The sequence below is a fragment of the Egicoccus halophilus genome, assembly GCF_004300825.1.
Taxonomy (GTDB): domain Bacteria; phylum Actinomycetota; class Nitriliruptoria; order Nitriliruptorales; family Nitriliruptoraceae; genus Egicoccus; species Egicoccus halophilus.
Genome location: NZ_CP036250.1, coordinates 1,090,666 through 1,111,919, shown reverse-complemented (window position 1 = coordinate 1,111,919; position 21,254 = coordinate 1,090,666). Strand labels below are relative to the sequence as shown.

The following is a 21,254-nucleotide window of genomic DNA, read 5'->3' as shown; positions in this document are numbered from 1 at the left end:
GAGGGTGTCCGTGCACCACCCGCCGCCCGGGCGGACGGACCGATCCGCGCTCCGCGCGATCGAGCGCTGGGCGCGCGCCGACGGGGCGAACGGCAACCTCGCGCCGCGGTTCGCCGTCACGTCGTTCGGAGCGGCACGACGCGCGTGTTCCGCCCGATAGCCGCGAGGAGCCGTCATGGAACACCTGCTCGTGGTCGCCGGCGTTCTGGCGACCGCCACCTTCGCCACCGGGGTGCTGCTGCCGGTGCTCGCCCGTCGGGAGGCGTCCGACGACGCCCGTGCGGAGGTCCACCGCAGCCTCACCGACGAACTGTCGGCCGGCCGCCCGGGTGCCGTGGCGCGCTGACCGGGGTCCGGCACCGTGCAGTAACGTTCCCGACCCGGGAGGCGCCCGTCGTCCCGGGTCGGCCGCGTGACGACCCGCGCCGGCCGTGAAGGAGTCGGCCGTGTCCGCGTTCCCGTCCGGCGCGTCCGGCCCGGAGGTGGCCCACCGCGACCTGCAGGCCCTGCCGAAGGTCGAACTGCACGTCCACCTCGAGGGCTCGATCGCCGCACCGACCGCCGTGGACCTCGCCCGCCGACACGGCGAGGACCCCGAGCAGGTGCTCGAGGTCGTCCGCGGGGACGACGGGGAACTGGGCTATCCGTCGCCCTTCCGGGACTTCGACCACTTCGTCACGACCTTCCTGGCCACGACCCGGCAGGTGCGGACGCCCGACGATCTGGCCACGGTCGCCGCCGCCTTCGCCCGGGGGCAGGCCGCGCAGGGCGTGCGCTGGACCGAGGCCACCTTCACCGCCCTCACCCTCGTCGACAACGGCATGGAGCCGGCCGCGATGTGGCAGGCGCTGCGGGAGGGCTTCGCGGAGGTCCCCGACACCCGTGTCGGCCTGATCGTCGACAGCGTCCGCAACCTCGGTGTCGAGGCCAGCCACCGGACCGTCGCACTCGTGGAGGCGGCCGACGCGCCGATCGTCGGTCTCGGCCTGACCGGGGTGGAGGGTTCGGTCCCCGAGCGCGAGTTCGCCCACCTGCGCGAGGCGGCCGACACGCTCGGCCTCGGCCTGGCCGTGCATGCCGGCGAGACCGGCACCCCCGACAACGTCCGTGCCGCCCTCGACGAGCTCGGGGCGCAGCGCATCGGACACGGCATCGCCGCCGCGCAGGACCCGTCGCTGCTCGAGCGACTCGCGCGCGAGGGCGTCGTGCTCGAGGTGTGCCCGAGCTCCAACGTGACCCTGTCGATCGTGCCCGACCTCGACGCCCATCCGCTGCCGGCCCTGTGGGCGGCCGACGTCCCGGTCACCATCAACAGCGACGACCCGCCGTTCTTCGCCACCACCCTGAGCGAGGAGCTCCTCATCGCGAGCCGACTGTTGGCGCTCACCCGACGGGGACTGGCCGACCTGCAGCGCCGCGCGATGCGCGCCGCCTTCGCCCCGGCGGACGTCCGCAGGCAGGTCCTGCGGCAGATCGACGCCTGGGACGCCGGCTGGGACGTCTGACCCGCCGGCGTCCCCGTCGACGTCAGGCCTTCGTGGCGCTCGTGACGATGTCGAAGTGCCACAGCTCGGATCCCGTCGCGGCCGGCCCGCCACCGGAGCCACCCGGCGCACCGCCGCCGGCTCCCTGCGGCCCACCGCCGGCGGGGACGCCGGGGTGACCGCCGCCCTCGCTGGCCTCCGCACGCGCCGCCTCGCCCTGGCTCTGCGCGTGCCCCTTCTGGAACGCCTGCGAGTTCATCCAGTTCTCGAACGACTCCTCGTCGCGCCAACGGGTGACGACGAGGTAGCGATCGAAGCCCTCGGTCGGGCGCAGCAGCTCGAACGACTCGAAGCCGTCGACCTTCTCCACCTCACCGGCACGGGCGGAGAAGCGCTGTTCGAGCACCTCGCCCCGGCCCTCGGGCACCTGCAGGACGTTGATCTTCACGACGGACACGGCGGGTTCCTCTGCTCGCGTCGAGGGCCGGAACCGGCCCTCGCCCGGACGGCCACGTCGGACCGTCACCTGGACCACGAGCCTAGGGCGTCGACGTCGACGCGGCCCCTCGGCGCCCGGTCGACGGCTCGTCCAGCCGCCGCCCGGGTTCACCACCCGAGCGTGCCCGGACCTCCCTTGAACGGTCCGACGACGCGCGAGGTGATCCAGCCGCCGTAGAAGTCGCCCTCGACGGCCCGGACGGTCTCGCCGTCGACCGTGATCCGCTCGACCCGTTGCGGGTAGAAGGCGAGATGGTCGGCGAGTCGCCGGAAGGCCGCGGTCGGCTGGGGGTACCACCAGCACACCTGGGGCAGTCGTTCGTCCCCGACGACGAGGTCCGCGTAGGCGGCCTGCCCCTTGTACTCGCACCAGCTCCGCGCCGCCGAGGGCGCCAGGCACGTCCGGTCGACGTCGTGGGGTGGCAGGTAGTAGACGGGTGGATGGGAGGTCTCGCACACCCGCAGCGCCCGCCGGCTGTCGGCGACGATTCGTCCGGCGTGCGTGACGACCACGTGCTCCTCGCTCGGGTCGAGGACCGGCGGGCGTGGGTAGTCCCAGACCGATTCCTGGCCGGGACCGACGGGATCGGGGCGCGGACGTCGCAAGGAAGCTTCCTCGTCGTGCGGGGGCTCGCGGAGGGGTTCGAGACGTGCGGTCGCGTGGATCCGTACGCTCCCGCCCCCGGGCGTCCCGACAGCGACGAGGCAGCAGATGGTCAAGATCCCCGACGCGGCCGAGCACCGTCGCCGGTTCGCCGCGCTGCCGTTGAGCGAGCGGCGGGCCGTCGTGCGGGCCGTGAACCGGGGCGTGGCGGTCGACAAGCGCAAGCACGCCCCGCTGGCGGTCGTCCTCGCCCGGCGGCAGATGCGCCTGTGGCGGTGGGCATGGGTCTGCGGTGCCGCCATCGGCGCGATCGGCGTCGTGGACGGCTGGCAGGCCATGCTCGTCAACGCGCTCATCGGCACGACCATGCTCGGCCTGGTCGGTCGTCACTGGTTCGTGCGTGCCCGTCGGGCCGAGCAGGCCAACCTCGCCCTGGCCGAGGGCCGCGGCCGAGGCCAGAAGCGCTCGTCCTCCGGGCGCGCCCGGGCGGGCGCCCACGCGACCGGTACGGCGCCCCCCGCACGCGAGCGCCTGCGCGAACGCCTCGGACGCGGCCGGCCGCGTCGCTCGGACCCGGCCGGCCGTTGACGACTCACGCCCGCAACAGACCGCGGGCGACCTCGGTGACGTGCTCGACCGTGAAGCCGAACACCTCGAACAGCTTCTCGGCGGGTGCGGAGGCCCCGAAGCGTTCCATGGCGACGATCACGCCGGCGTCGCCGACCCAGCGTTCCCAGCCGAAGCCGGCGGCGGCCTCGACCGCGACCCGGGCCCGCACCTGCGGCGGCAGCACCTCGTCGCGGTAGGCCTGGTCCTGGGCCGCGAAGCGCTCCCACGACGGCATCGACACGACCCGGGCGGCCACGCCGTCGGCCGCCAACTGCTCGGCCGCGCCGAGGCACAGCTGCACCTCGGAGCCGGTGCCGATCAGCACCACCTGCGGGTCGGCGCCCTCGTCGCCGTCGGGGTGCACGTCACGCAGCACGTAGGCGCCGCGCTCGACCGCACCCTCGGGCCGGTCCCCCAGCGGCGGCAGGCCCTGCCGCGTCAGCGCCAGCACGCTCGGGCCGTCGTGCTCGAGCGCCAGCTTCCAGGCGGCGACGGTCTCGGCGCCGTCGGCGGGCCGCAGCACCGTCAGGCCCGGGATCGCCCGCAGCGCCGGCAGGTGCTCGACCGGCTGGTGGGTGGGGCCGTCCTCACCCAGGCCGATCGAGTCGTGGGTCATCACGTAGACGACCCGCTGCTGCATCAACGCCGAGAGGCGGATCGCCGGCCGGCAGTAGTCGGTGAAGATCAGGAAGGTGGCGACGTAGGGGATCACCCCGCCGTGCAGTGCCATGCCGTTGGCGATCGACGCCATCGCGTGCTCGCGCACCCCGAACCGGACGTTGCGACCGGTGCGGTCGGTGGCGCTGAAGTCCCCGCCGCCCTCGACGTCGGTGTTGTTGGACGCCGCGAGGTCGGCCGATCCGCCGAACAGCTCCGGGACCCGCTCGGCGATCGCGTTGATCACCGCGCCGGAGTGCTGGCGGGTGGCCGCCTTGTCGTCCAGCGTCGGCAACGCGTCGGTCCAGTCCGCCGGCAGCTCACCGCGCACGACGCGCCGCTCGAACTCGTCGGCCAGTTCCGGGTGCGCCTCGCGGTACGCGGCGAAGCGCTGCTCCCAGGCCTCGCGGCGCTCGCGGCCACGCTCGGACAGGTCGAGGTGGTCGCGCACGTCGTCGGGGACGGTGAACGGCTCCAGGTCCCAGCCCATGGCCTGCTTGGTCGCGGCGATCTCGTCGGGGCCCAGCGGGGAACCGTGGGCCTTGGACGTCCCGGCCTTGTTGGGCGCCCCGTGACCGATGACGGTCCGCACGGCGATCAACGACGGACGCTCGTCGGCGTCCGCGGCCGCGATCGCGGCCCGCAGCGCGTCGAGATCGGTGACGTCCTCGACCCGCTGGGTGTGCCAGCCGTAGGCGTCGAAGCGGGCCAGCACGTCCTCGGTGAAGGCGATCTCGGTGCGGCCGTCGATGGTGATGGCGTTGTCGTCGTAGAGGTAGGTGAGGCGACCGAGCCGCAGGTGGCCGGCGAGCGAGGCGGCCTCGGCGGCGACACCCTCCATCAGGTCACCGTCGGAGACGATGCCGTAGACCCGGTGGTCGACGATCTCGTGCCCGGGCCGGTTGAACTCGGCGGCGAGCCGCTCGGCGGCCAGCGCCATCCCGATGCCGTTGGCCACGCCCTGACCGAGCGGGCCGGTCGTGGTCTCGACCGCGTCGAGCAGGAAGTTCTCCGGGTGCCCCGCCGTCGGCGAACCCCACTGGCGGAAGTGCTGCAGGTCGTCGAGGTTCGGACGCGCGAAGCCGGCCAGGTGCAGCGCGGCGTACAGCAGCATCGACCCGTGCCCGGCGGAGAGCACGAAACGGTCGCGGTCGGGCCAGTCGACCTGGGTCGGGTCGAGCCGCATCACCTCGTTGAACAGCACGTACGCCATCGGTGCGCACCCCATCGGCATCCCGGGGTGCCCGGAGTTCGCCTGTTGGACGGCGTCCATGGCCAGGGTGCGGACGGTGTCGATGGACCGCTGGGCGAGTTCGGCGGACATGCGTGCTCCGGGGTGGGGCGACAGGATGGTCACGGACCGGTCGGAAACGTTTTCGTCCGACGGCGGACACGTACCCGGCCAGTCTGCCACAGGTGTGACGCGCCGTCGCGTGACGGTCGATGGCGGCCGTGCCCACGGCGGCGCTTATCCTCGGCCGCCCGCCCGGGAGAGGCCGACCATGCCACCACTGACCCAGCGCCTCACCCTCCGGCTCGCGCTGGAGAACGCGCCCGGCATGCTGGCCCGGGTGACCGGCGTGCTCGAGGCGTGCGGCGCCGAACTGCTCGCCACCCAGCGCACCGACGAGCAGCGCCACGTGGTCTTCCGCGACGTGACCGTCGAGGTCCGCGACGACGCACACGGCGACGCGGTGGCCGCCGCCCTGGTCGAGGCGGAAGGGGTCGAGGTGCTCTCCATCCTCGACGACGTGCTGGCCGCACACGAGGGCGGCAAGATCCGGGTGGAGCTCACCCGCGACGTCCGCGGCCCCCAGGACCTGTCGCTGGTCTACACCCCCGGCGTGGCCAAGGTGTGCCAGCTGATCGCCGAGGATCCGGTCGCCGCCTACCGGTTCACGATCCGCTCGAACTCCGTCGCCATCGTCACCGACGGCTCGGCGGTGCTGGGCCTGGGCGACATCGGCCCGCTCGCCTCGCTGCCGGTGATGGAGGGCAAGGCGATGCTGCTGAAGTCCTTCGGTGGCGTCGACGCCTACCCCATCCTGGTCGACGAGCAGGATCCCGACGCCTTCGTGGACACCGTCGCCCGCATCGCCAGCGGCTTCGGCGGCATCAACCTCGAGGACATCGCCGCACCCCGCTGCTTCGAGATCGAGGGCAAGCTGCGCCAGCGGCTCGACGTGCCCGTGTTCCACGACGACCAGCACGGCACCGCGGTGGTCGTGCTCGCGGCGTTGATGAACGCCGCGAGGGTCGTGGACCGCGAGCTCACCTCGTTGCGGGTGGTCGTCCAGGGCGTCGGGTCGGCCGGCGTGGCGATCGTGAACCTGCTGCGCGCGGCCGGCATCACCGACATCGTCCCGGTCGACGTCGACGGCATCCTGGAACCGCGTCGGCGTGGGATGGACCCGATCCGGCGGCGTCTGGCCCGACAGGTCAACCCACGCCAGCTCACCGGAGGCAAGGAGGTGGCCCTGCGCGACGCGGACGTGTTCGTCGGCGTGTCGGGCCCGGACTCGCTGCCGCTCGAGCTCGTGCAGGCCATGGCGCCGGACCGGATCGTGTTCGCGCTGGCCAACCCCACGCCCGAGATCCACCCCGACCTCGCCCGTGAGCACGTCCGCGTGATGGCGACCGGACGGTCCGACTTCCCCAACCAGATCAACAACGTGCTGTGTTTCCCGGGCCTGTTCCGCGGCCTGCTCGATGCCGCCGCCACCGCCGTGACCGACGAGATGAAGGTCGCTGCCGCTGCCGGCATCGCCTCGATCGTCGGGGACGACCTCGCCCCCGACTACGTCGTGCCCTCCCCGTTCGACCGCTCGGTCGTGCCGGTGGTGGCCGAGGCCGTCGCGGCGACCGCCCGTGCCCAGGGGCACGTGCGCCCCGGGTCGTCGGGGTCGCGGGACTCCGAGTCGCAGGCCGCGTTGCACGAGGCCGCCCGACGGGCCGTCAAGCGCGCCGTGGCCGCCCGGTTCGCCGGTGAACCCGGCCGCAGCGTGCCCTCGTCGGACGACTGACGGCGACGACGACCGGTGGGGTCACCGACGTGGGTCGTCCGGGTCCGCGACCGCCGCCGTGGCCGTCCGCGCCGCCCGGTCCGGCACCTCGTCGGAGGTCGCGGAGCCGGCCCGGACCCACAGCGCGTCACGGATCTCGCGCAGCAGCACGAGCTGCTCGGCATCGGCGTCGGACCCGGGGGCGGGCTCGGCCTCGTCGGCATGTTCCCGCCGCAGGCGGTTGTAGGCCTCGACGATGGCGAACAGCACCAACGCCACCAGCGGAAAATTCACCAGTGCCGTGAGCACGGCACCGACCGATCCGGCGCACTCGCCGCGACGCAGCCGAACCGGCCGATCGCGTCGAAGTCGGGTTCCCCGAACAGCAGGGCGATCAGCGGCATGATCAGCCGCTCGACCAGCGCGTTGACCACGCCGGTGACCGCGCCACCCATCACGAAGCCGACCGCGAGGTCGACGAAGCTGCCCCGGGCGACGAACTCCCGGAACTCGCGCACGACGGAGGGGCGCCGGCTGCCCGGCCGGAGTCGCCCGCTCACCGGTCCAGCGACCCGAGCCAGTCGGCGAGCGGGCCCTCGAGCTCCTGCAGGACCTGGACCGCGCCGCGGGGCGTGCCGTCCGGGCTCGCCGCGCCGGTCACCTGCAACGAGTGGTCCCCGCCCTCGACGACCTGCAGGGTGGCCCGCCGGGGCAGCTTGCGCACGTGCTCCTCGAACAGGTCCCGGGTGAAGAAGGGATCGCGGTCCCCCTGGAGGAACAGGCACGGCACGGGCACCGAGGGCCAGTGGTCGACGCGCAGCTTGTCCGGCTTGCCGGGCGGGTGCAGCGGGTAGCCGTAGAACAGCAACCCGGCGGCCGCGGGCCGGTCCTCCGCGGCCGCCATCGCGGTGGCCAGCGACGCGACCCGGCCCCCGTAGGACTTACCGCCGAGCACCCAGCCGGGTCCGGCGGTGGGCAGGCCCTCGTCGCGCAACAGCGCGTCCGCGGCCGCCCACAACGACAGGAACGGCGCCACCGAGCTCTCGGCGCGGGGCGCGGCCCGACGTCCCGCCTCGCGATAGGGCAGGTTGGCTCGCACGACGACGCAGCCGAGCCCGGCGAGGACCTCGGCCAGGGCGACCAGGCCCTCACCGTCGAGGTCACCGCCGGCGCCGTGGGTGAGCAGCACCGGTGGCCGCGACACCTCGTCGGGCACGTGCAGGGACGCGGTCACGTGGTCGACGTTGGCGGCGGTGACCGGCAGGGAGCGTCGTTCGGTACTCACGAGGCCTCGCTGGGGAAGTCGTGCCGCTCGGCGGCGAGGTCGGTGCCGGACGAACCGTCCAGTCGGCCCGAGGCCGCCCGCGAACGGGCGTCGACTCCGGCCGTCGGGTCGCCGGGATGGACACCGCGACCACGCGTGAGCGCGGGCACGTCCGGGCCCAACACGCGACAGGACTCCTCGATCGGCGGCACGGGCGAGAGGGCGCCAACCTACTACGCCGGCCACGACCAGCCACCCGGAACGCCCGCGAGGCCACGGGTGGAGGCCGGCGACCTTCCGGTCGCCGGCTCCACCGGTCCGCGACGCCGCCCTAGTCGTGGTGCCGACGTTCGGGGACCACCACCACCACCGGGCAGAGGCTGTGGGTGACCACCTGCTGGCTCACCGAGCCCAGCAGCAGCCCGCGGAAACCGCCCAGCCCGCGGGCGCCGACGACGGCCAGGTCGGCGTCGGCCGCGCGGCCGCAGAGCACCCCGGCCGCACCGCCGGCCTGCACGGTGACCTCGTAGGGCACCGTCGGCCGCGGCACGATCTTGCCGACCATCTCCTCGACGAGCTCGCGGGCGGCAGCCTGCAGCTCGCTGTCGCTGGCGATGTCGGTCACCACCATGCCGGGGACGTAGGCCACCTCGGGGCGCAGGTAGGCGTGGACGAGCTCCAGTTCGGCGCCGCGGAGCTCGGCCTCGGCGAACGCCCACTCCAGGGCGCGACGGGCGTGCTCGGAGGCGTCGATGCCGACGACGATCCTGTTCATGTCCGGCTCCTCTCGACGCCGCTTCCCCACGACGTCTGCCACCAGCGTGGTCCGGTCCGCGCCGTGCCGGCAGGGCGACAGGTCCCCGGAACGACGGCCGAACGACCCGGGCCCTAGCATGCGCTCACGTGCCGCCCTCGTCGTCAAGGACTGCCATGCGGTATCCGGAGCGGCTGCTGTCCGAGGACGAGGACGTCCTGCTGATGTTCCGTCCGCACTGGAAGGTGCTGCTGCCGGCCCTGCTGTGGGCGATGCTGCTGGCCGCGCTCGCCGGGGCGGCCGTGGCGGCCCTCGACCCACCGTGGCAGTGGGTCGCCGCCGGAGGTGCGGCGCTGGTGTGGTTGCTGCTCGCCGGTCGTTCGGTCCTGCGGTGGTGGTTCACCGCCTACGTGCTGACGACCGAGCGCATCGTGGTGCGTCGCGGCATGGTGGCCCGCACCGGTGTCGAGATCCCGCTCGAGCAGGTCACCAACGTGCTGTTCAGCCAGTCCGTGCTCGAACGCCTGCTGCGCTACGGCGACGTGGTCCTCGAGGCGGCCGGCAGCCAGGGCCGCAGCGAACTGCACGACATCCCGGACCCGGAGGGCTTCCAGCACGACGTCTACAAGGCCCGGGGGTTGCGGATGTTGCACCACCGCACCGGTGGACGACCGGCCGCCGACCCGGTCGCGGTGCTGGAACGGTTGGCCGACCTGCGCGAGCGCGGACACCTCAGCGACGAGGAGTTCGAGACCGAGAAGCAACGCCTGCTCGGCCGCTGACCGAGGTCCCCGCGACCCGGGACCTGCGACCCTGCCTGCGCACGCCCCCGTGCGCGACCGTGGCCTCCCAGAACCCCGAGGAGGTCCCCGGATGCGTACCGAGTCCGTTCCCGTCACCACGGTGGTCCGCACGCCCGTCGCGACCATCGCCCCCACCGCGACCCTGGAGGCCGCGGCGTCCGCCCTGGCGGCCGCCGAGCTCGGCCTGCTCGTGGTCCTGGACCCGACCGGCATCCGTGGGGTGCTCTCGGAGCGGGACATCGTCACGGCGGTCGCCGACGGTGCCGACCTGTCGCTCGAGCGGGTGGTGGACCACGCGGTCACCGACGTGCTCGGCATCGAGTCGACGGCGTCGCTGGCCGACGCCGCCCGGCTGATGGACGAGGCCGGCGTGCGTCACCTGCTGGTCACCGACCGGGTCGGCGCGACGATCGGGGTCGTCTCGATCCGCGACGTCCTGGCGGGAATGTTGGGGGCGGTCCCCGCCTGAGCCGCCGCGTCGGCGGATCCGGACCGTTGCGACACCGAAGCCCGGCGGGCACCGCTCACCCCGGCCGCTCCCGGTCCCAGTCGCTGATGGGACGTGCGGGCTCGGCCACCGAGCCGGCGGCGTCGCCGCGCGCCGGGGGCGGTGGCGTGACCCCTTCCACCATCCGCAGCGTCGGCAGGGCGTACGGGTGCTGCTGCGCCAGCCAGACCAGCACGCCCTCGCGGATCTCGCAGCGCAGGTCCCACGACGAGGGCGCGTCGGGGGCGCTGGCCAGCACCCGGACCTCCATCGTTCGGTCGTGGCTCTCGACGACCTGGGCCACCACCACGTCGCCGTCATGGTGTCGCGAGGCGGCGGCCAGCTCCTTCACCACCGCACGCAGCTCGTCCATCGGGACCCGGTGGTCGAGGCGCAGGTGGACCGAGCCGATCAGGCGTGCCTCGTTCTTGGTCCAGTTCTGGAACGGTGTCTCGAGGAAGTACGACGTCGGCAGGACCAGCCGACGCCAGTCCCAGATGCGCACGACCACGTGCGTCAGCGTGATCTCCTCGACGGTGCCCCACTCCCCCTCGATCACGACGTCGTCGTTGATCGTCAGCGGTTCGGAGAAGGCGATCTGGATGCCGGCGAAGACGTTGCGCAGCAGTCCCTGTGCCGCGATGCCGGCGATGATGCCGGCCAGCCCGGCCGAGGCGAGCAGCGAGGCTCCGACGGCACGCACGGCGGGGAAGGTCAGCAGCGTCACCGACGCGGCGAGCACCACCACACCCATGATCGCGACCCGTCGCAGCAGCCGTAGCTGGGTGACCCGCCGCCGACTGTGCGGGTCGCGCAGGTCCCGCTCGATGCGCAGGCGCCCCTCGACGACGCCGTTGAGGACGTTGATGAGCAGCGCCGCGACCCCGGCGACGAGCAGCAGCTCGAGCAGGTGCACGGTGCGCGCGGCCGCCGGATCCTCGAGGGGCGTGAACGGCACCGCGACCAACGCCCCGAACAGCGCACCCACGACCCGCCCCTGCCAGCGCGGGCGGTCGAGCAGCGCGGCGGAGGTGTCGGACCGCCACAGCGTGAACAGGGTGCGTTGGACGAGGAAGGCGCCGAGCAGCCCCAGCAGCAGGCCCACGCCCAGGATGGTCAGCGTCCCCGCCAGCCAGACGCTGCCCTCGACGATGGTCTCGGTGGTGTCGACCGGGGCACCTCCTCGACGCCCGTGGCGTCCTCGACATCCGGCAGGGTCAATCGGTACGGCGGTCGCCACCGCGGTGCACGTCCCGGCACCGTCCGGTCAGCCGGCACCCGCGTCCGGCGTCGCTGCCGCCGGCGGCCGCACCAGCATCGAGGTGCCGGCCAGGGCCGGCAGCCAGGCCGCCAGCACCCGGTAGACGAGCACCACGGTGGTGGCCTCGGACGCGGGCGTCCCGAGCGCGACGAACGCCCCGACCATGCCGCTCTCGACGAACCCGACCCCACCGGGGGTGACCGGGATCGCCGCACCGAGCTGGGACACGCCGAACCCCACGAGCAGCACCGTCAGCGACACCCCGTCACCGAAGGCGAGGAACACCAGCGCCAGCGCCGCGATGTCCGCGGACCAGTTCACCGACGACCAGGCGATCACCCGCAGCAGCCGCGCCAGCGTCGGCGGGTCGTCGTGGACGACGTCGAGCGACCGGCGCCAGCCGTCGACGCGCTCGGCCAGCACGCGGTGCAGCCGACCGAGACGGCCCAGCAGCCGATCGGCCACCGACGGCGAGCGCAGCACGGCCACGACGCTCGCCACGACGGCGAGGAGCACCACCACCAGCGCGGCGACGCCCACCACCGCGATCCCGGGCAGCTCCGCGTCGAGGAACGCCGGCCAGATCCCCCCGGCCGCGATCAGCGCGATGGTCACCGTGGCCAGCGTGGCCGTGAGCACCATGCTGGCGGTGGCCTGCGGCGCGCTGAGTCCGAACCGCTGCAGCCGCTGCACGATCAGCGCGCCGGCGACCGCTCCGCCGCCGGGCACCGTCTGGCTCACGGTGAACGCGGACATGGACACGTTCAGCGCCTCGGGCTGTCGTAGTCGGCCACGCACGGCCAGGGCACTGCTGCGGTGCACCTGCGCCAGCGTCACGAGCGTCACCGCTTCCAGCAGCAGGGCGAGCAGCAGCGGCCAGACGGTGGCCCGGCGGACCGCTTCGAGCGCGTCCTGGATCCCGACGAACGCGAGTCCGACCGTGTACGTCACCACCACCAGGCCGGCGCCGATGGCGAGGCGTCGACGCGGACTCGCCGAGCTCGAGGACGCGTCCGCGCCCGCTTCGTCCGTCACGCCTGCTCCGCCGCCCGTCCGGTCCGCGGCCGGTCTCGGTCCACCGCGGTCGTTGGCGCCGGACGCTAGGCGACCGCGGACACGGGCCCGGGCAGCCGACCCCGGTCAGGCGGCGGGACGGGCCGCTGCCGACGCCGCCGCGAGCAGCCGCCGGTGGGCCGCGGCGAACCGACGTCCGATGACGGGTGCGGGCGGCCGCGCACCGCCCTGCCCGTCGGGGACGTCGGTGCACGCCTGGCGCTCGAGTGCCCGGGTCCGCGTCCAGGCGGCGTCGAGCGCGCCGGTCTCGAGTTCGGTCGCGACGCGGGCGGCGAGGTCGTCGAGCCGGGTGCGCAGCGTCAGGCCGGCGCCGGTGTCGGTGGACGCCGACCCGAGCGGGCCGCGGGTGGGAGCGGGGTCGCGGGTGGGAGCGGGGTCGCGGGTGGGAGCGGAGTCGCGGGTGGTGGAGGGATGGCGCATGGTCGTGCCTTTCGTGTCGACCACGACCTTGCGCTGCGGACTTGACCCGGACGAGTGGCAGGAGCGACGATGCTCGAAAGGATCCTGCCACTCCCGGCGTCGTCGTTCCCGGCGGTCCGGAGCGGCCCCGATCGGGAGCGCGGACGTATGGGGCACCTCGTGGCGGCGGTCGTCCCGGACGGCGCCGACCCGTTCGAGTTCGCCGTCGCCGCCGAGGTGTTCGGCAGCCCGCGACCGGAGATCCCCGGCTGGGCGTACGAGTTCGTGCTCGCGTCGGCCGGTGGGGTCGCCGCGATCGTCGGTGGCGCCCGCCTGCACACCGACCACGACCTCGCGGTCCTGTCCCGGGCCGACACGGTGGTCGTCCCCGGCGGCGAGGTGCACCGACCCAACGACCCGTCGGTCGTCGCGGCCGTCGCCGCGGCCGCCGCGCGTGGCGCACGGGTGCTGTCGTTCTGCAGCGGGGCGTTCGTGCTCGCCGAGGCCGGACTGCTCGACGGACGCCGGGCGACGACCCACTGGAAGTTCACCGGCGAGTTCCGCCGCCGCTTCCCCCGCGTCCAGGTCGACCCCAACGTGCTGTTCGTGGACGAGGGCGACGTGCTGACCTCCGCCGGGACGGCGGCCGGCATCGACCTGGCGCTGCACGTGGTGCGGCGTGACCTCGGCGCGGAGGCGGCCCGGGTCGTCGCCCGACGGATGGTCGTCCCACCACATCGCGAGGGCGGGCAGGCCCAGTTCATCGACGGGGCGTCGACACCCCGTGTCCGTCCCGACGAGCTCGCCGGGGTCCTCACCTGGGCACGACGCTCTCTCGAGCACGACCTGTCGGTCGCGTCGCTCGCCGCGCGGGCCAACATGAGCGAGCGGACCTTCGCGCGCCGCTTCAAGGAGACCACCGGGACGACCCCGTTCCGGTGGCTGCTCGTGCAGCGCCTGCAGCGGGCGCAGGAACTGCTCGAGACCTCGGACCTCGACGTCGACCACGTCGCACGACGGGCCGGCTTCGGCTCGGCCGCCAACCTCCGGGAGCACTTCCGGCGCGAGTTGGACACCACCCCGTCGGCCTACCGACGCTGCTTCGCCGGCTCCCGTTGCGGTGCCTGAACCGCCGCAGGCGACCGCGGCGCGTGCAGCAGGCGTTCGGGAGCACGCGTCGGGAGCGACCGGTCGATGTGCCAGACTACGCGCCGTGCCCGCCGCCGCCCGCCCCAGCTACTCGGCCACGTCGCTGCTCGACGTGGCCGTGCAGGTGTTCAACGAGCGCGGCTACGACGGCACCTCGATGGGCGACCTGGCCGCCGCGCTCGGCATCACCAAGTCGAGCATCTACCACCACGTGGCGGGCAAGGAGGCCCTGCTCGGCCTCGCCCTCGACCGCGCACTGTCGGCGCTGTTCGCGGTCCTCGACGAGCCGGGGGCGGCCGAGGGCCGTGCCCGCGACCGCCTCGAGCACGTGGTGCGCCGCAGCGTGGCCGTGCTCGACCGCGAGCTGCCGTTCGTGACGCTGCTGCTGCGCGTGCGGGGCAACACCCCCACCGAACAGGCCGCCCTGGCCCGTCGTCGCGAGTTCGACCGCCGGGTCGCCGATCTGGTCGCGGAGGCGATCGCGGACGGCGACCTGCGCGACGACCTCGATCCGGCGCTGGTGACCCGGCTGCTGTTCGGGACCGTCAACTCGCTCGTGGAGTGGTACCGGCCCGGCCGCGGCGCCAGCGCCGACGAGGTCGCCGACGCCCTGGTCGAGATGACCCTCGGCGGCCTGGAACGCTGACACCTCAGCGTTCGGCGAGCCAGGCGCGGACGGCGGCGGTGAAGCGTTCGGTCGCCGGCGCGTCGTGGACGTCGAGGTCGGGGTCCATGAACAGGTGGCCGGTGCCGGGATACTCGTGGTACTCGACGAGCTCGTCGGGGACGGCGTCGCGCAGGGCTGCGACCTCGTCGTCGGGCTGCCACGGGTCCCCCGGCGCGTGGTGCAGCTGCAGTGGCACGCCAGCGGGCCAACGCGACAGGCCGAGATCGATCGGCGTGATCGCGGCCTGGACCGACACGATGCCGCGGGTCCCCGGCCGATTGCCGCCGAGCAGCATCGCCGGCGCCGCGCCCATGCTGAACCCGACGTACACCAGCTCCGGCGCGAGGTTGAGCACGCCGGCCTCGGCACGCGCCAGCAGGGTCGTGAACTCGATGCGGTCGCGTTCGGCGACGCCCTCGTGGACGTCGGTGAAGGTCGCACCGGCGTAGAGGTCGGGGACGGCGACCGTGTGCCCGTCCTCGCGCAGCACCTGGGCGAACGCCTCGATCGCGGGGCGCCGTCCCAGCGCCGAGTGGAACACCACGACGTCGACCATGCTCGCCTTCCTTCCGTCGTCGCGGCCACCCTAGGGCCGGACCCGGACCGATCCGGTCCGGGACGCCGTCCCGACGGATTCCGTCACCGGCGCGGGAAACCGCACCACACGCCGCAGCCCGGACCCAGCCGCCCCGACGGATTCCGTCACCGGCGCGAGAAACCGCACCACACGCCGCAGCCCCGACCCGCCGCCCCGACGGATTCCGTCACCGGCGCGAGAAACCGCACCACACGCCGCAGCCCCGACCCGCCGCCCCGACGGATTCCGTCACCGGCGCGGGAAACCGCACCACACGCCGCGGCCCGGACCCGACGGGCGGGTGCGGTCGACGCGTCAGCGCGGCTCGCGCAGGTCGCGGACGCGCCTGGCCTTGCCGATGGAGCGCGTGATCGCGGCCGGGTCGACCACCTCGACCCCGACGCTGACGCCGATGCGGGCCTTGACCCGCTCCCGCAACGTCGCGGCGGCGCGCTCGCGCTCGTCGGTCGCGGTCAACTCGCCGTCGCGGGCCTCGACACGGACGGTCAGCTGGTCCATCCGCTCGGGGCGGCTCAGCACGCACTCGAAATGCGGCGCGAGGCCGGGCACGTCGAGCAGCAGCTCCTCGACCTGCGAGGGGAACAGGTTCACCCCGCGCAGGATGATCATGTCGTCGCTGCGGCCGGTGATCTTCTCGATGCGCCGCATGCTGCGGGCCGTGCCCGGCAGCAGCCGCGTCAGGTCACGCGTGCGGTAGCGCACGATCGGCATGGCCTGCTTGGTCAGCGAGGTGAAGACCAGCTCGCCCTCCTCGCCGTCGGGCAGGACCTTCCCGGTGACCGGGTCGATCACCTCCGGGTAGAAGTGGTCCTCCCAGACGTGCAGGCCGTCCTTGGTCTCGACGCACTCGTTGGCGACGCCGGGACCGATCACCTCGGACAGGCCGTAGATGTCGACGGCGTGCATGTCGCAGGTGTCCTCGACCTCGCGGCGCACGGCGTCGGTCCACGGCTCGGCACCGAAGACGCCGACCTGCAGCGAGGTGGCCGCCGGGTCGACGCCCTGCTCCCGCATCTCGTCGATCAGCGCCAGCATGTAGCTCGGCGTGACCAGGATCGCCTCCGGGGCGAAGTCCACGATCAGCTGGATCTGTCGTTCGGTCATGCCGCCCGAGACCGGGATCACGGTGCAGCCGAGCCGCTCGGCGCCGTAGTGCGCCCCGAGCCCGCCGGTGAACAGCCCGTAGCCGTAGGCCACGTGCACCTTCATCCCGGGCCGTACGCCCGAGGCCCGCAGCGAGCGCGCCACGACGGACGCCCACACGTCGAGGTCGGCGGCGGTGTAGGCGACCACCGTGGGCTTGCCGGTGGTGCCCGACGAGGCGTGGACGCGCGCCACCTGCTCCTGCGGGACCGCGAGCATCCCGAAGGGGTAGTTGTCGCGCAGGTCCTGCTTCGCCGTGAACGGGAAGCGTGCCAGGTCGTCCAGCGAGCGCAGGTCGTCGGGGTGGACCTCGGCGGCCTCGAACGCCTTGCGGTAGTGCGGGACGGCGTCGTAGGCGTGCCGCAGCGACCACTGCAGCCGCTCGAGCTGCAACCCGCGGATCTCGTCGACCGACGCGATCTCGATCGGGTCGAGGGTCTCGCGCGGCGGCGTCAGGTTCTGCATGCGTGTCACTCCCAGGGAAAGAAGCCCTGCCCCGACTTCTTGCCGAGCCTGCCGTCGGCGACCATCTGCCGCAGCAGCGCCGGCGGCTCGAACCGCGGGCCGAGTTCGGCGGCGAGGTACTCGGCGATCCCGAGCCGGACGTCGAGGCCGACGAGGTCGGTCAGGCGCAGCGGCCCGACCGGGTGCTTGTAGCCCAGCCGCAGGGCGGTGTCGATGTCCTCGGCGGAGGCGACGCCGTCCTCGACCATGCGGATGGCCTCGAGCCCGAGCGCCACCCCCAGCCGCGAGGTCGCGAACCCGGGGGCGTCGCCGACCTCGATGGTGGTCAGACCCAGCCGCTCACCGAGCTCGGCCGCGGTGCGCATCGCGTCGGCACCGGTGTCGGCACCCCGGATCAGCTCCAGCAAATCGGAGGCCGGCACCGGGTTGAAGAAGTGCATGCCGCAGAACCGCTCGGGCCGCCGCAGTCCGCCGGCGAGCCCGTCGATCGACAACGACGACGTGTTGGAGCCGATGACGGTGTCGTCGGCGACCGCGCCCTCGATCCGGGCCAACAGCTCGGCCTTGAGCCCGGGCACCTCCGGCACGGCCTCGACGACCACCTCGACGTCCGCCAACGCGTCGGGGGTCCCGGCGACGGCCAGCCGCGCCAGCAGTCCGTCCACGTCCGCGTCGAGGTAGCCACGCTGCGCCGCACGGGTGAGGCTGCCGGCGACCCGCTCGCGCGCCGCCGCGGCCTCGGTGTCGTCGCGCTCGACGAGCACCACCTCGACGTCGTTGGCGAGCAGCCGGTGGACGATGCCGACGCCCATGGTGCCGCCGCCGGCGACGCCGGCCCGGGTGGGCGCCGTCACGACGACACCTCACGGCGGACGATGGTGAGCACGTCGTACGCCGCCACGACGTCGCCGTCCTGGTTGAGGACCTCGACGTCCCAGGTGACGGTCCCCTGGTCCGGTTCGCGGCGGGTGACCTTGTCCTTGCAGGTCAGGAACAGCTTGATGCGGTCGCCGGGGTACACCGGGGTGAGGAACCGCAGGTTCTCGAGGCCGAAGTTCGCCAGCACCGGCCCGGGCTCGGGCTTGACGAACAGGCCGGCGGCGGCCGAGACGAGGAAGTAGCCGTGGGCGACCCGGCCCTCGAAGATCGGGCTGGCCTTGGCGGCCTCCTCGTCCATGTGGGCGTAGAAGGTGTCGCCGGACAGCGCCGCGAAGGCCTCGATGTCGTCGAGCGTGATCTCGCGCTCGTCGGTCTCGAGCGCGTCACCGATCCGCAGCTCGTCGTAGGTCAGCGTGAACGGGTGGTCGACGTCGAGGTGACGCGGCGCGCCTGGCGCGTAGCGACCGGTCAGGCGCGTGATCAGCTCGGGCGAGCCGGTCAACGCGGTGCGCTGCAGGAAGTGGTGCATGCCGCGCACGCCGCCCATCTCCTCGCCACCGCCGGCCCGGCCGGGCCCGCCGTGGACCAGGTGCGGGAGCGGGGTGCCGTGGCCGGTCTGCGTATCGGCGCTGACGTCGTCGACGAACAGCAGCCGCCCGTGGTGGGAGGCGATCCCGGTGAACAGCGTGGCGGCGTCGGGGTCGGAGGCGTCGCCGAACACCGACGTGACGAGGCTGCCACCGCCGCGCTGGACGAGTGCGACCGCTTCGTCGGCGTCGGTGTAGGGGATCAGCGTGGCGACCGGGCCGAACGGCTCGAGTTCGTGGACGGCGTCGAACCCGCGGTCCTCGAGCAGCAGCACCGTCGGCGCGAGGAAGGCGTCGGGGGCGACGTCACCGATCAGCTCGGGCTCGTCGTCGCCGACGACCTTGCGGCAGCCGGCCAGCAGCTTCTCGATGGTGCGCTCGACGTCCTGCTTCTGCGAGGCGCTGACGAGCGCCCCCATGCGCACGCGCTCGTCGGTGGGGTCCCCGATGGTGACCTTCGCGAGCCGCTCGCGCAGCCCCTCGACGACCGCGTCGACCGCCGCCTCGGGGACCAGTGCGCGACGGATCGCGGTGCACCGCTGACCGGCCTTGGTGGTCAGCTCGCGCGCGATCTCCTTGACGAAGCGCTGGACGTGCGCGTCGTCCGTCGCGGCCGAGGGCAGCAGGACCGAGGCGTTGAGCGAGTCGGTCTCGGTCACGAACGTCGCCGAGCGGGCGGTGAAGGCCCGGTGTCCGCGCAGCACCTCGGCGGTGGCGGCCGAGCCGGTGAACCCGACCACGTCGCGACCGTCGAGGTGGTCGAACAGGTCGCCCGGGTGGCCGGCGACGAACTGGATGGCGCCCTCGGGGAACACCCCCGACGCGATCACGTGACGGTAGAGCGCCTCGGCGACCTGGGCGGTCTGCGGGGCCGGCTTGACGATCACGGGCATGCCCGCGGCCAGTGCGGGCGCGAGCTTCTCGAGCGACCCCCAGCAGGGGAAGTTGTAGGCGTTGATCTGCACGGCGACGCCGTGCCTGGGCGTCCAGACGTGCTGGCCGAGGAAGCTGCCGTCCTTGGACAGGTGCTCGGGCGGACCGTCCACGGCGACGTGCGCGTTGGGCAGCTCGCGCCGCACCTTGGACGCGTAGGTCGCGAGCACGCCGATCCCACCGTCGACGTCGACCCAGGCGTCCTTGGGCGTCGCGCCGGTCTGCGCCGACAGGGCGTAGAGCTCGTCCTTGTGCGCCGCGATGACGCCGACGAGTTCCTTGAGCTTCGCCGCGCGTTCGTGGAAGGTCAGCGCGCGCAGGGCCGGCCCCCCGACCTCGCGGGCGTGGCGCACCACGGCGCCCATGTCGATGCCCGCCGCGGTGCTCACGGCCAGCACCTCTCCGGTCAGCGCGTTGGGGACGGGCTCGCCGTCGCCCTCCGGGGTCACCCACTCGCCGACGACGTAGCTCTGCAGCGCCGGGGGCGCGTCGGTTGCCATCGTGCTCTCCTCACGACTCGTCGGCGCGCCGACGCCCGCTTCCCCGGGCGGCCGGCGCGCCGTTCAGAAGGTCTTGAACGCCTCGAACGGTTGCTGGCACTGCTCACAGAACCGTAGGTCACGACACGGCGTCGGGCCGAAGTCGGAGTCGCGGACCGTGTCGGTGGCGCCGCAGTACGGGCACGGTCGCGGGTCGGCGTCCGCGGCCGGCGACGGGGTGACGAGCAGCGGCAGCGCCGGCCGGCCCTCCGGCCGCGGGCTCGGGACCGCGCCACCGGGTGGGGCGATGCCGAACTCGCGCAGCCGCTCGCGTCCGGTCGCGTCGATGCGGTCAGGCGTCCAGGGCGGGTCGAAGCGGAAGCGGACCACGACCGCGTCGACACCGTCGACCTCGCGCACCGCGTCGACGACGTCGCGCTCGATCATCTCGGTCGCGGGGCAGCCGGAGAAGGTCGGCAGCAGCTCGACCCGCACCGTGCCGTCGTCGGCGACCGCGAGGTCGTGGACCATGCCGAGCATGCCGATCGTGACCGGCGGGAGCTCGGGGTCGGGGACGTCCTCGACCGCCCGACGCACTGCGACGGGGTCGACGGTGGTGCTGCCGGTGGTCACCACCGGGCTCCGGGGTCGGCGCGGTACAGCGCGGTCATCTCGGGCCACACGTCGTCGGTGAAGTCGGCGGTGTGGCGGCCGGCACGCCCACCGGCTGCCTCGGCGGGCGCCTGCGCGTCGTCGGCCGGGACGAGGTCCCCGAGCCCGGCGGTCACCAGGACCGGCGCCGCCGACTCGAGCCACACCGGCCGCAGACCGGGGTGCCCACCGGGGAACACACCGTCGGCGACCGCCTCGTGCTCGCCGGGAGCGGGCTCGAACAGTCCGAACGACTCGGGCAGCACGACCGCCAGGGCGTCGGCGAACCGGCCCCGGGCGCCGTCGTCGCCGGTCAGTCGGGCGAACCAGTGATCGGCGTGCTCGCGGTGGTAGCGCAGTTCGTGGGCGAGCTTGATCGCCAGGGCCGCCACCTCGGCGTCGTTGGAGCCCGACAGTGCCTGCAGCCGCGCGGCCTCGACGTGCACGTGGACCCAGTGCCGCGCCAGGGTGAAGGCGAAGTCCCGGGGTGGCCGCTCGCACACGACCGCGTGCCGGTAGCCGTCGGCGTCGCGGCCGAGACCCAGCGCGTCGACGCCGGCGCGCAGGTCGCCGTCGAACCCGGCGCCCTGGAGCAGCACCCGGTACCACAGGTCGGCGTGGCTGATGCCGTCCTGGGCGATCGTGGAGAAGGCGAGGTCCTCCTCGAGCGACGGGGCGACACCGGTCCAGTGCGACGAACGGTGGCCGGTGACGAGGTTGTCGTCGGCGACGGCGAGCAGGACCTGGGCGCGCGGCGTGTGCAGGTCGGGCAACGCCAGGTCGGGGCCGGTGAGCACGCTCGACATC

General features: G+C 73.7%; 25 protein-coding genes. 8 read left to right on the top strand and 17 right to left on the bottom strand.

Going from position 1 to position 21,254, the window contains the following annotated elements; translation table 11 throughout:
* The first annotated feature begins 175 nt into the window (after positions 1 to 175).
* Together ELR47_RS18180 and add are read left to right on the top strand one after the other, a co-directional pair.
* A complete protein-coding gene (locus ELR47_RS18180) occupies positions 176 to 346 on the top strand; it encodes a hypothetical protein (RefSeq protein WP_165403857.1) in 171 nt (56 codons plus the stop codon).
* A 100-nt stretch (positions 347 to 446) separates the two neighbouring features.
* Positions 447 to 1,505 (top strand): adenosine deaminase, encoded by a 1,059-nt coding sequence (add, locus tag ELR47_RS05040; protein ID WP_165403856.1) that lies wholly within the window; start codon positions 447 to 449, stop codon positions 1,503 to 1,505.
* A 22-nt stretch (positions 1,506 to 1,527) separates the two neighbouring features.
* Here the strand turns inward: add and ELR47_RS05035 are convergent, their stop codons facing one another.
* Both ELR47_RS05035 and ELR47_RS18605 read right to left on the bottom strand, forming a co-directional pair.
* Complete coding sequence (locus ELR47_RS05035; protein ID WP_130648897.1) at positions 1,528 to 1,941, bottom strand: antibiotic biosynthesis monooxygenase family protein; 414 nt, start codon at positions 1,939 to 1,941, stop codon at positions 1,528 to 1,530.
* A 149-nt stretch (positions 1,942 to 2,090) separates the two neighbouring features.
* Positions 2,091 to 2,588 carry a DUF427 domain-containing protein gene (locus tag ELR47_RS18605; RefSeq protein ID WP_205745457.1) on the bottom strand — a complete coding sequence of 166 codons (498 nt, stop codon included), beginning with the start codon at positions 2,586 to 2,588 and terminating at the stop codon, positions 2,091 to 2,093.
* 106 nt (positions 2,589 to 2,694) lie between these two features.
* Here ELR47_RS18605 and ELR47_RS18600 point away from each other — a divergent pair, with 106 nt between their 5' ends.
* On the top strand, positions 2,695 to 3,174 hold the full coding sequence (locus ELR47_RS18600; RefSeq protein WP_205745456.1) for a hypothetical protein: 480 nt from the start codon (positions 2,695 to 2,697) through the stop codon (positions 3,172 to 3,174).
* 4 nt (positions 3,175 to 3,178) lie between these two features.
* Here the strand turns inward: ELR47_RS18600 and tkt are convergent, their stop codons facing one another.
* Positions 3,179 to 5,176, bottom strand: coding sequence for a transketolase (tkt, locus tag ELR47_RS05020; protein WP_130648895.1), 1,998 nt, complete (start codon positions 5,174 to 5,176; stop codon positions 3,179 to 3,181).
* A gap of 178 nt (positions 5,177 to 5,354) precedes the next feature.
* Between tkt and ELR47_RS05015 the strand changes: the two genes are divergently transcribed.
* Complete coding sequence (locus tag ELR47_RS05015) at positions 5,355 to 6,875, top strand: NAD-dependent malic enzyme (protein WP_130648894.1); 1,521 nt, start codon at positions 5,355 to 5,357, stop codon at positions 6,873 to 6,875.
* 21 nt (positions 6,876 to 6,896) lie between these two features.
* Here ELR47_RS05015 and ELR47_RS19080 read toward each other — a convergent pair whose 3' ends face one another.
* The 5 genes from ELR47_RS19080 to ELR47_RS05000 all read right to left on the bottom strand — a co-directional run bounded on the left by ELR47_RS19080 (position 6,897) and on the right by ELR47_RS05000 (position 8,893).
* Positions 6,897 to 7,163, bottom strand: coding sequence for an MscL family protein (locus ELR47_RS19080; RefSeq protein ID WP_165403855.1), 267 nt, complete (start codon positions 7,161 to 7,163; stop codon positions 6,897 to 6,899).
* Complete coding sequence (locus ELR47_RS19075) at positions 7,145 to 7,414, bottom strand: MscL family protein (protein ID WP_165403854.1); 270 nt, start codon at positions 7,412 to 7,414, stop codon at positions 7,145 to 7,147. Before ELR47_RS19075 ends, ELR47_RS19080 begins: the two co-directional genes overlap by 19 nt.
* The gene (locus tag ELR47_RS18170) at positions 7,411 to 8,139 is read right to left on the bottom strand and encodes an alpha/beta hydrolase family protein (RefSeq protein ID WP_165403853.1); all 729 of its coding nucleotides are present in this window, start codon (positions 8,137 to 8,139) and stop codon (positions 7,411 to 7,413) included. Before ELR47_RS18170 ends, ELR47_RS19075 begins: the two co-directional genes overlap by 4 nt.
* A complete protein-coding gene (locus tag ELR47_RS18165) occupies positions 8,136 to 8,303 on the bottom strand; it encodes a hypothetical protein (protein ID WP_165403852.1) in 168 nt (55 codons plus the stop codon). The genes ELR47_RS18170 and ELR47_RS18165 overlap by 4 nt, the downstream gene beginning before the upstream one ends.
* Before the next feature lie 146 nt (positions 8,304 to 8,449).
* Positions 8,450 to 8,893, bottom strand: coding sequence for a universal stress protein (locus ELR47_RS05000; RefSeq protein WP_130648891.1), 444 nt, complete (start codon positions 8,891 to 8,893; stop codon positions 8,450 to 8,452).
* Positions 8,894 to 9,048: 155 nt separating this feature from the next.
* Here ELR47_RS05000 and ELR47_RS04995 point away from each other — a divergent pair, with 155 nt between their 5' ends.
* Both ELR47_RS04995 and ELR47_RS04990 read left to right on the top strand, forming a co-directional pair.
* Positions 9,049 to 9,654, top strand: coding sequence for a PH domain-containing protein (locus ELR47_RS04995; protein ID WP_130651225.1), 606 nt, complete (start codon positions 9,049 to 9,051; stop codon positions 9,652 to 9,654).
* Positions 9,655 to 9,745: 91 nt separating this feature from the next.
* Positions 9,746 to 10,144 (top strand): CBS domain-containing protein, encoded by a 399-nt coding sequence (locus ELR47_RS04990; protein ID WP_130648890.1) that lies wholly within the window; start codon positions 9,746 to 9,748, stop codon positions 10,142 to 10,144.
* Between the two features lie 55 nt (positions 10,145 to 10,199).
* On the opposite strand, the gene ELR47_RS04985 is transcribed toward ELR47_RS04990, so the two are convergent.
* The 3 genes from ELR47_RS04985 to ELR47_RS04975 form a co-directional block, all read right to left on the bottom strand.
* Positions 10,200 to 11,402, bottom strand: coding sequence for a mechanosensitive ion channel family protein (locus ELR47_RS04985; RefSeq protein ID WP_130648889.1), 1,203 nt, complete (start codon positions 11,400 to 11,402; stop codon positions 10,200 to 10,202).
* Between the two features lie 27 nt (positions 11,403 to 11,429).
* On the bottom strand, positions 11,430 to 12,458 hold the full coding sequence (locus tag ELR47_RS04980; RefSeq protein ID WP_130648888.1) for a lysylphosphatidylglycerol synthase transmembrane domain-containing protein: 1,029 nt from the start codon (positions 12,456 to 12,458) through the stop codon (positions 11,430 to 11,432).
* Between the two features lie 105 nt (positions 12,459 to 12,563).
* On the bottom strand, positions 12,564 to 12,917 hold the full coding sequence (locus tag ELR47_RS04975; RefSeq protein WP_130648887.1) for a hypothetical protein: 354 nt from the start codon (positions 12,915 to 12,917) through the stop codon (positions 12,564 to 12,566).
* A 147-nt stretch (positions 12,918 to 13,064) separates the two neighbouring features.
* Between ELR47_RS04975 and ELR47_RS04970 the strand changes: the two genes are divergently transcribed.
* Together ELR47_RS04970 and ELR47_RS04965 are read left to right on the top strand one after the other, a co-directional pair.
* A complete protein-coding gene (locus ELR47_RS04970) occupies positions 13,065 to 14,024 on the top strand; it encodes a helix-turn-helix domain-containing protein (protein ID WP_130648886.1) in 960 nt (319 codons plus the stop codon).
* A gap of 85 nt (positions 14,025 to 14,109) precedes the next feature.
* Positions 14,110 to 14,691, top strand: coding sequence for a TetR/AcrR family transcriptional regulator (locus ELR47_RS04965; protein ID WP_130648885.1), 582 nt, complete (start codon positions 14,110 to 14,112; stop codon positions 14,689 to 14,691).
* Between the two features lie 4 nt (positions 14,692 to 14,695).
* Here the strand turns inward: ELR47_RS04965 and ELR47_RS04960 are convergent, their stop codons facing one another.
* From ELR47_RS04960 to paaC, 6 genes are all read right to left on the bottom strand, one after another.
* A complete protein-coding gene (locus ELR47_RS04960) occupies positions 14,696 to 15,268 on the bottom strand; it encodes a dienelactone hydrolase family protein (protein WP_130648884.1) in 573 nt (190 codons plus the stop codon).
* Positions 15,269 to 15,604: 336 nt separating this feature from the next.
* On the bottom strand, positions 15,605 to 16,918 hold the full coding sequence (gene paaK / locus ELR47_RS04955) for a phenylacetate--CoA ligase PaaK (protein WP_130648883.1): 1,314 nt from the start codon (positions 16,916 to 16,918) through the stop codon (positions 15,605 to 15,607).
* A 5-nt stretch (positions 16,919 to 16,923) separates the two neighbouring features.
* Positions 16,924 to 17,772 (bottom strand): 3-hydroxyacyl-CoA dehydrogenase family protein, encoded by an 849-nt coding sequence (locus ELR47_RS04950; protein ID WP_130648882.1) that lies wholly within the window; start codon positions 17,770 to 17,772, stop codon positions 16,924 to 16,926.
* Positions 17,769 to 19,817 (bottom strand): phenylacetic acid degradation bifunctional protein PaaZ, encoded by a 2,049-nt coding sequence (gene paaZ / locus ELR47_RS04945; RefSeq protein ID WP_130648881.1) that lies wholly within the window; start codon positions 19,815 to 19,817, stop codon positions 17,769 to 17,771. The genes ELR47_RS04950 and paaZ overlap by 4 nt, the downstream gene beginning before the upstream one ends.
* Positions 19,818 to 19,880: 63 nt before the next feature.
* Complete coding sequence (gene paaD / locus ELR47_RS04940) at positions 19,881 to 20,429, bottom strand: 1,2-phenylacetyl-CoA epoxidase subunit PaaD (RefSeq protein ID WP_188584448.1); 549 nt, start codon at positions 20,427 to 20,429, stop codon at positions 19,881 to 19,883.
* The gene (gene paaC, locus ELR47_RS04935) at positions 20,426 to 21,253 is read right to left on the bottom strand and encodes a 1,2-phenylacetyl-CoA epoxidase subunit PaaC (RefSeq protein WP_229730694.1); all 828 of its coding nucleotides are present in this window, start codon (positions 21,251 to 21,253) and stop codon (positions 20,426 to 20,428) included. The genes paaD and paaC overlap by 4 nt, the downstream gene beginning before the upstream one ends.
* Position 21,254 lies beyond the last annotated feature (1 nt).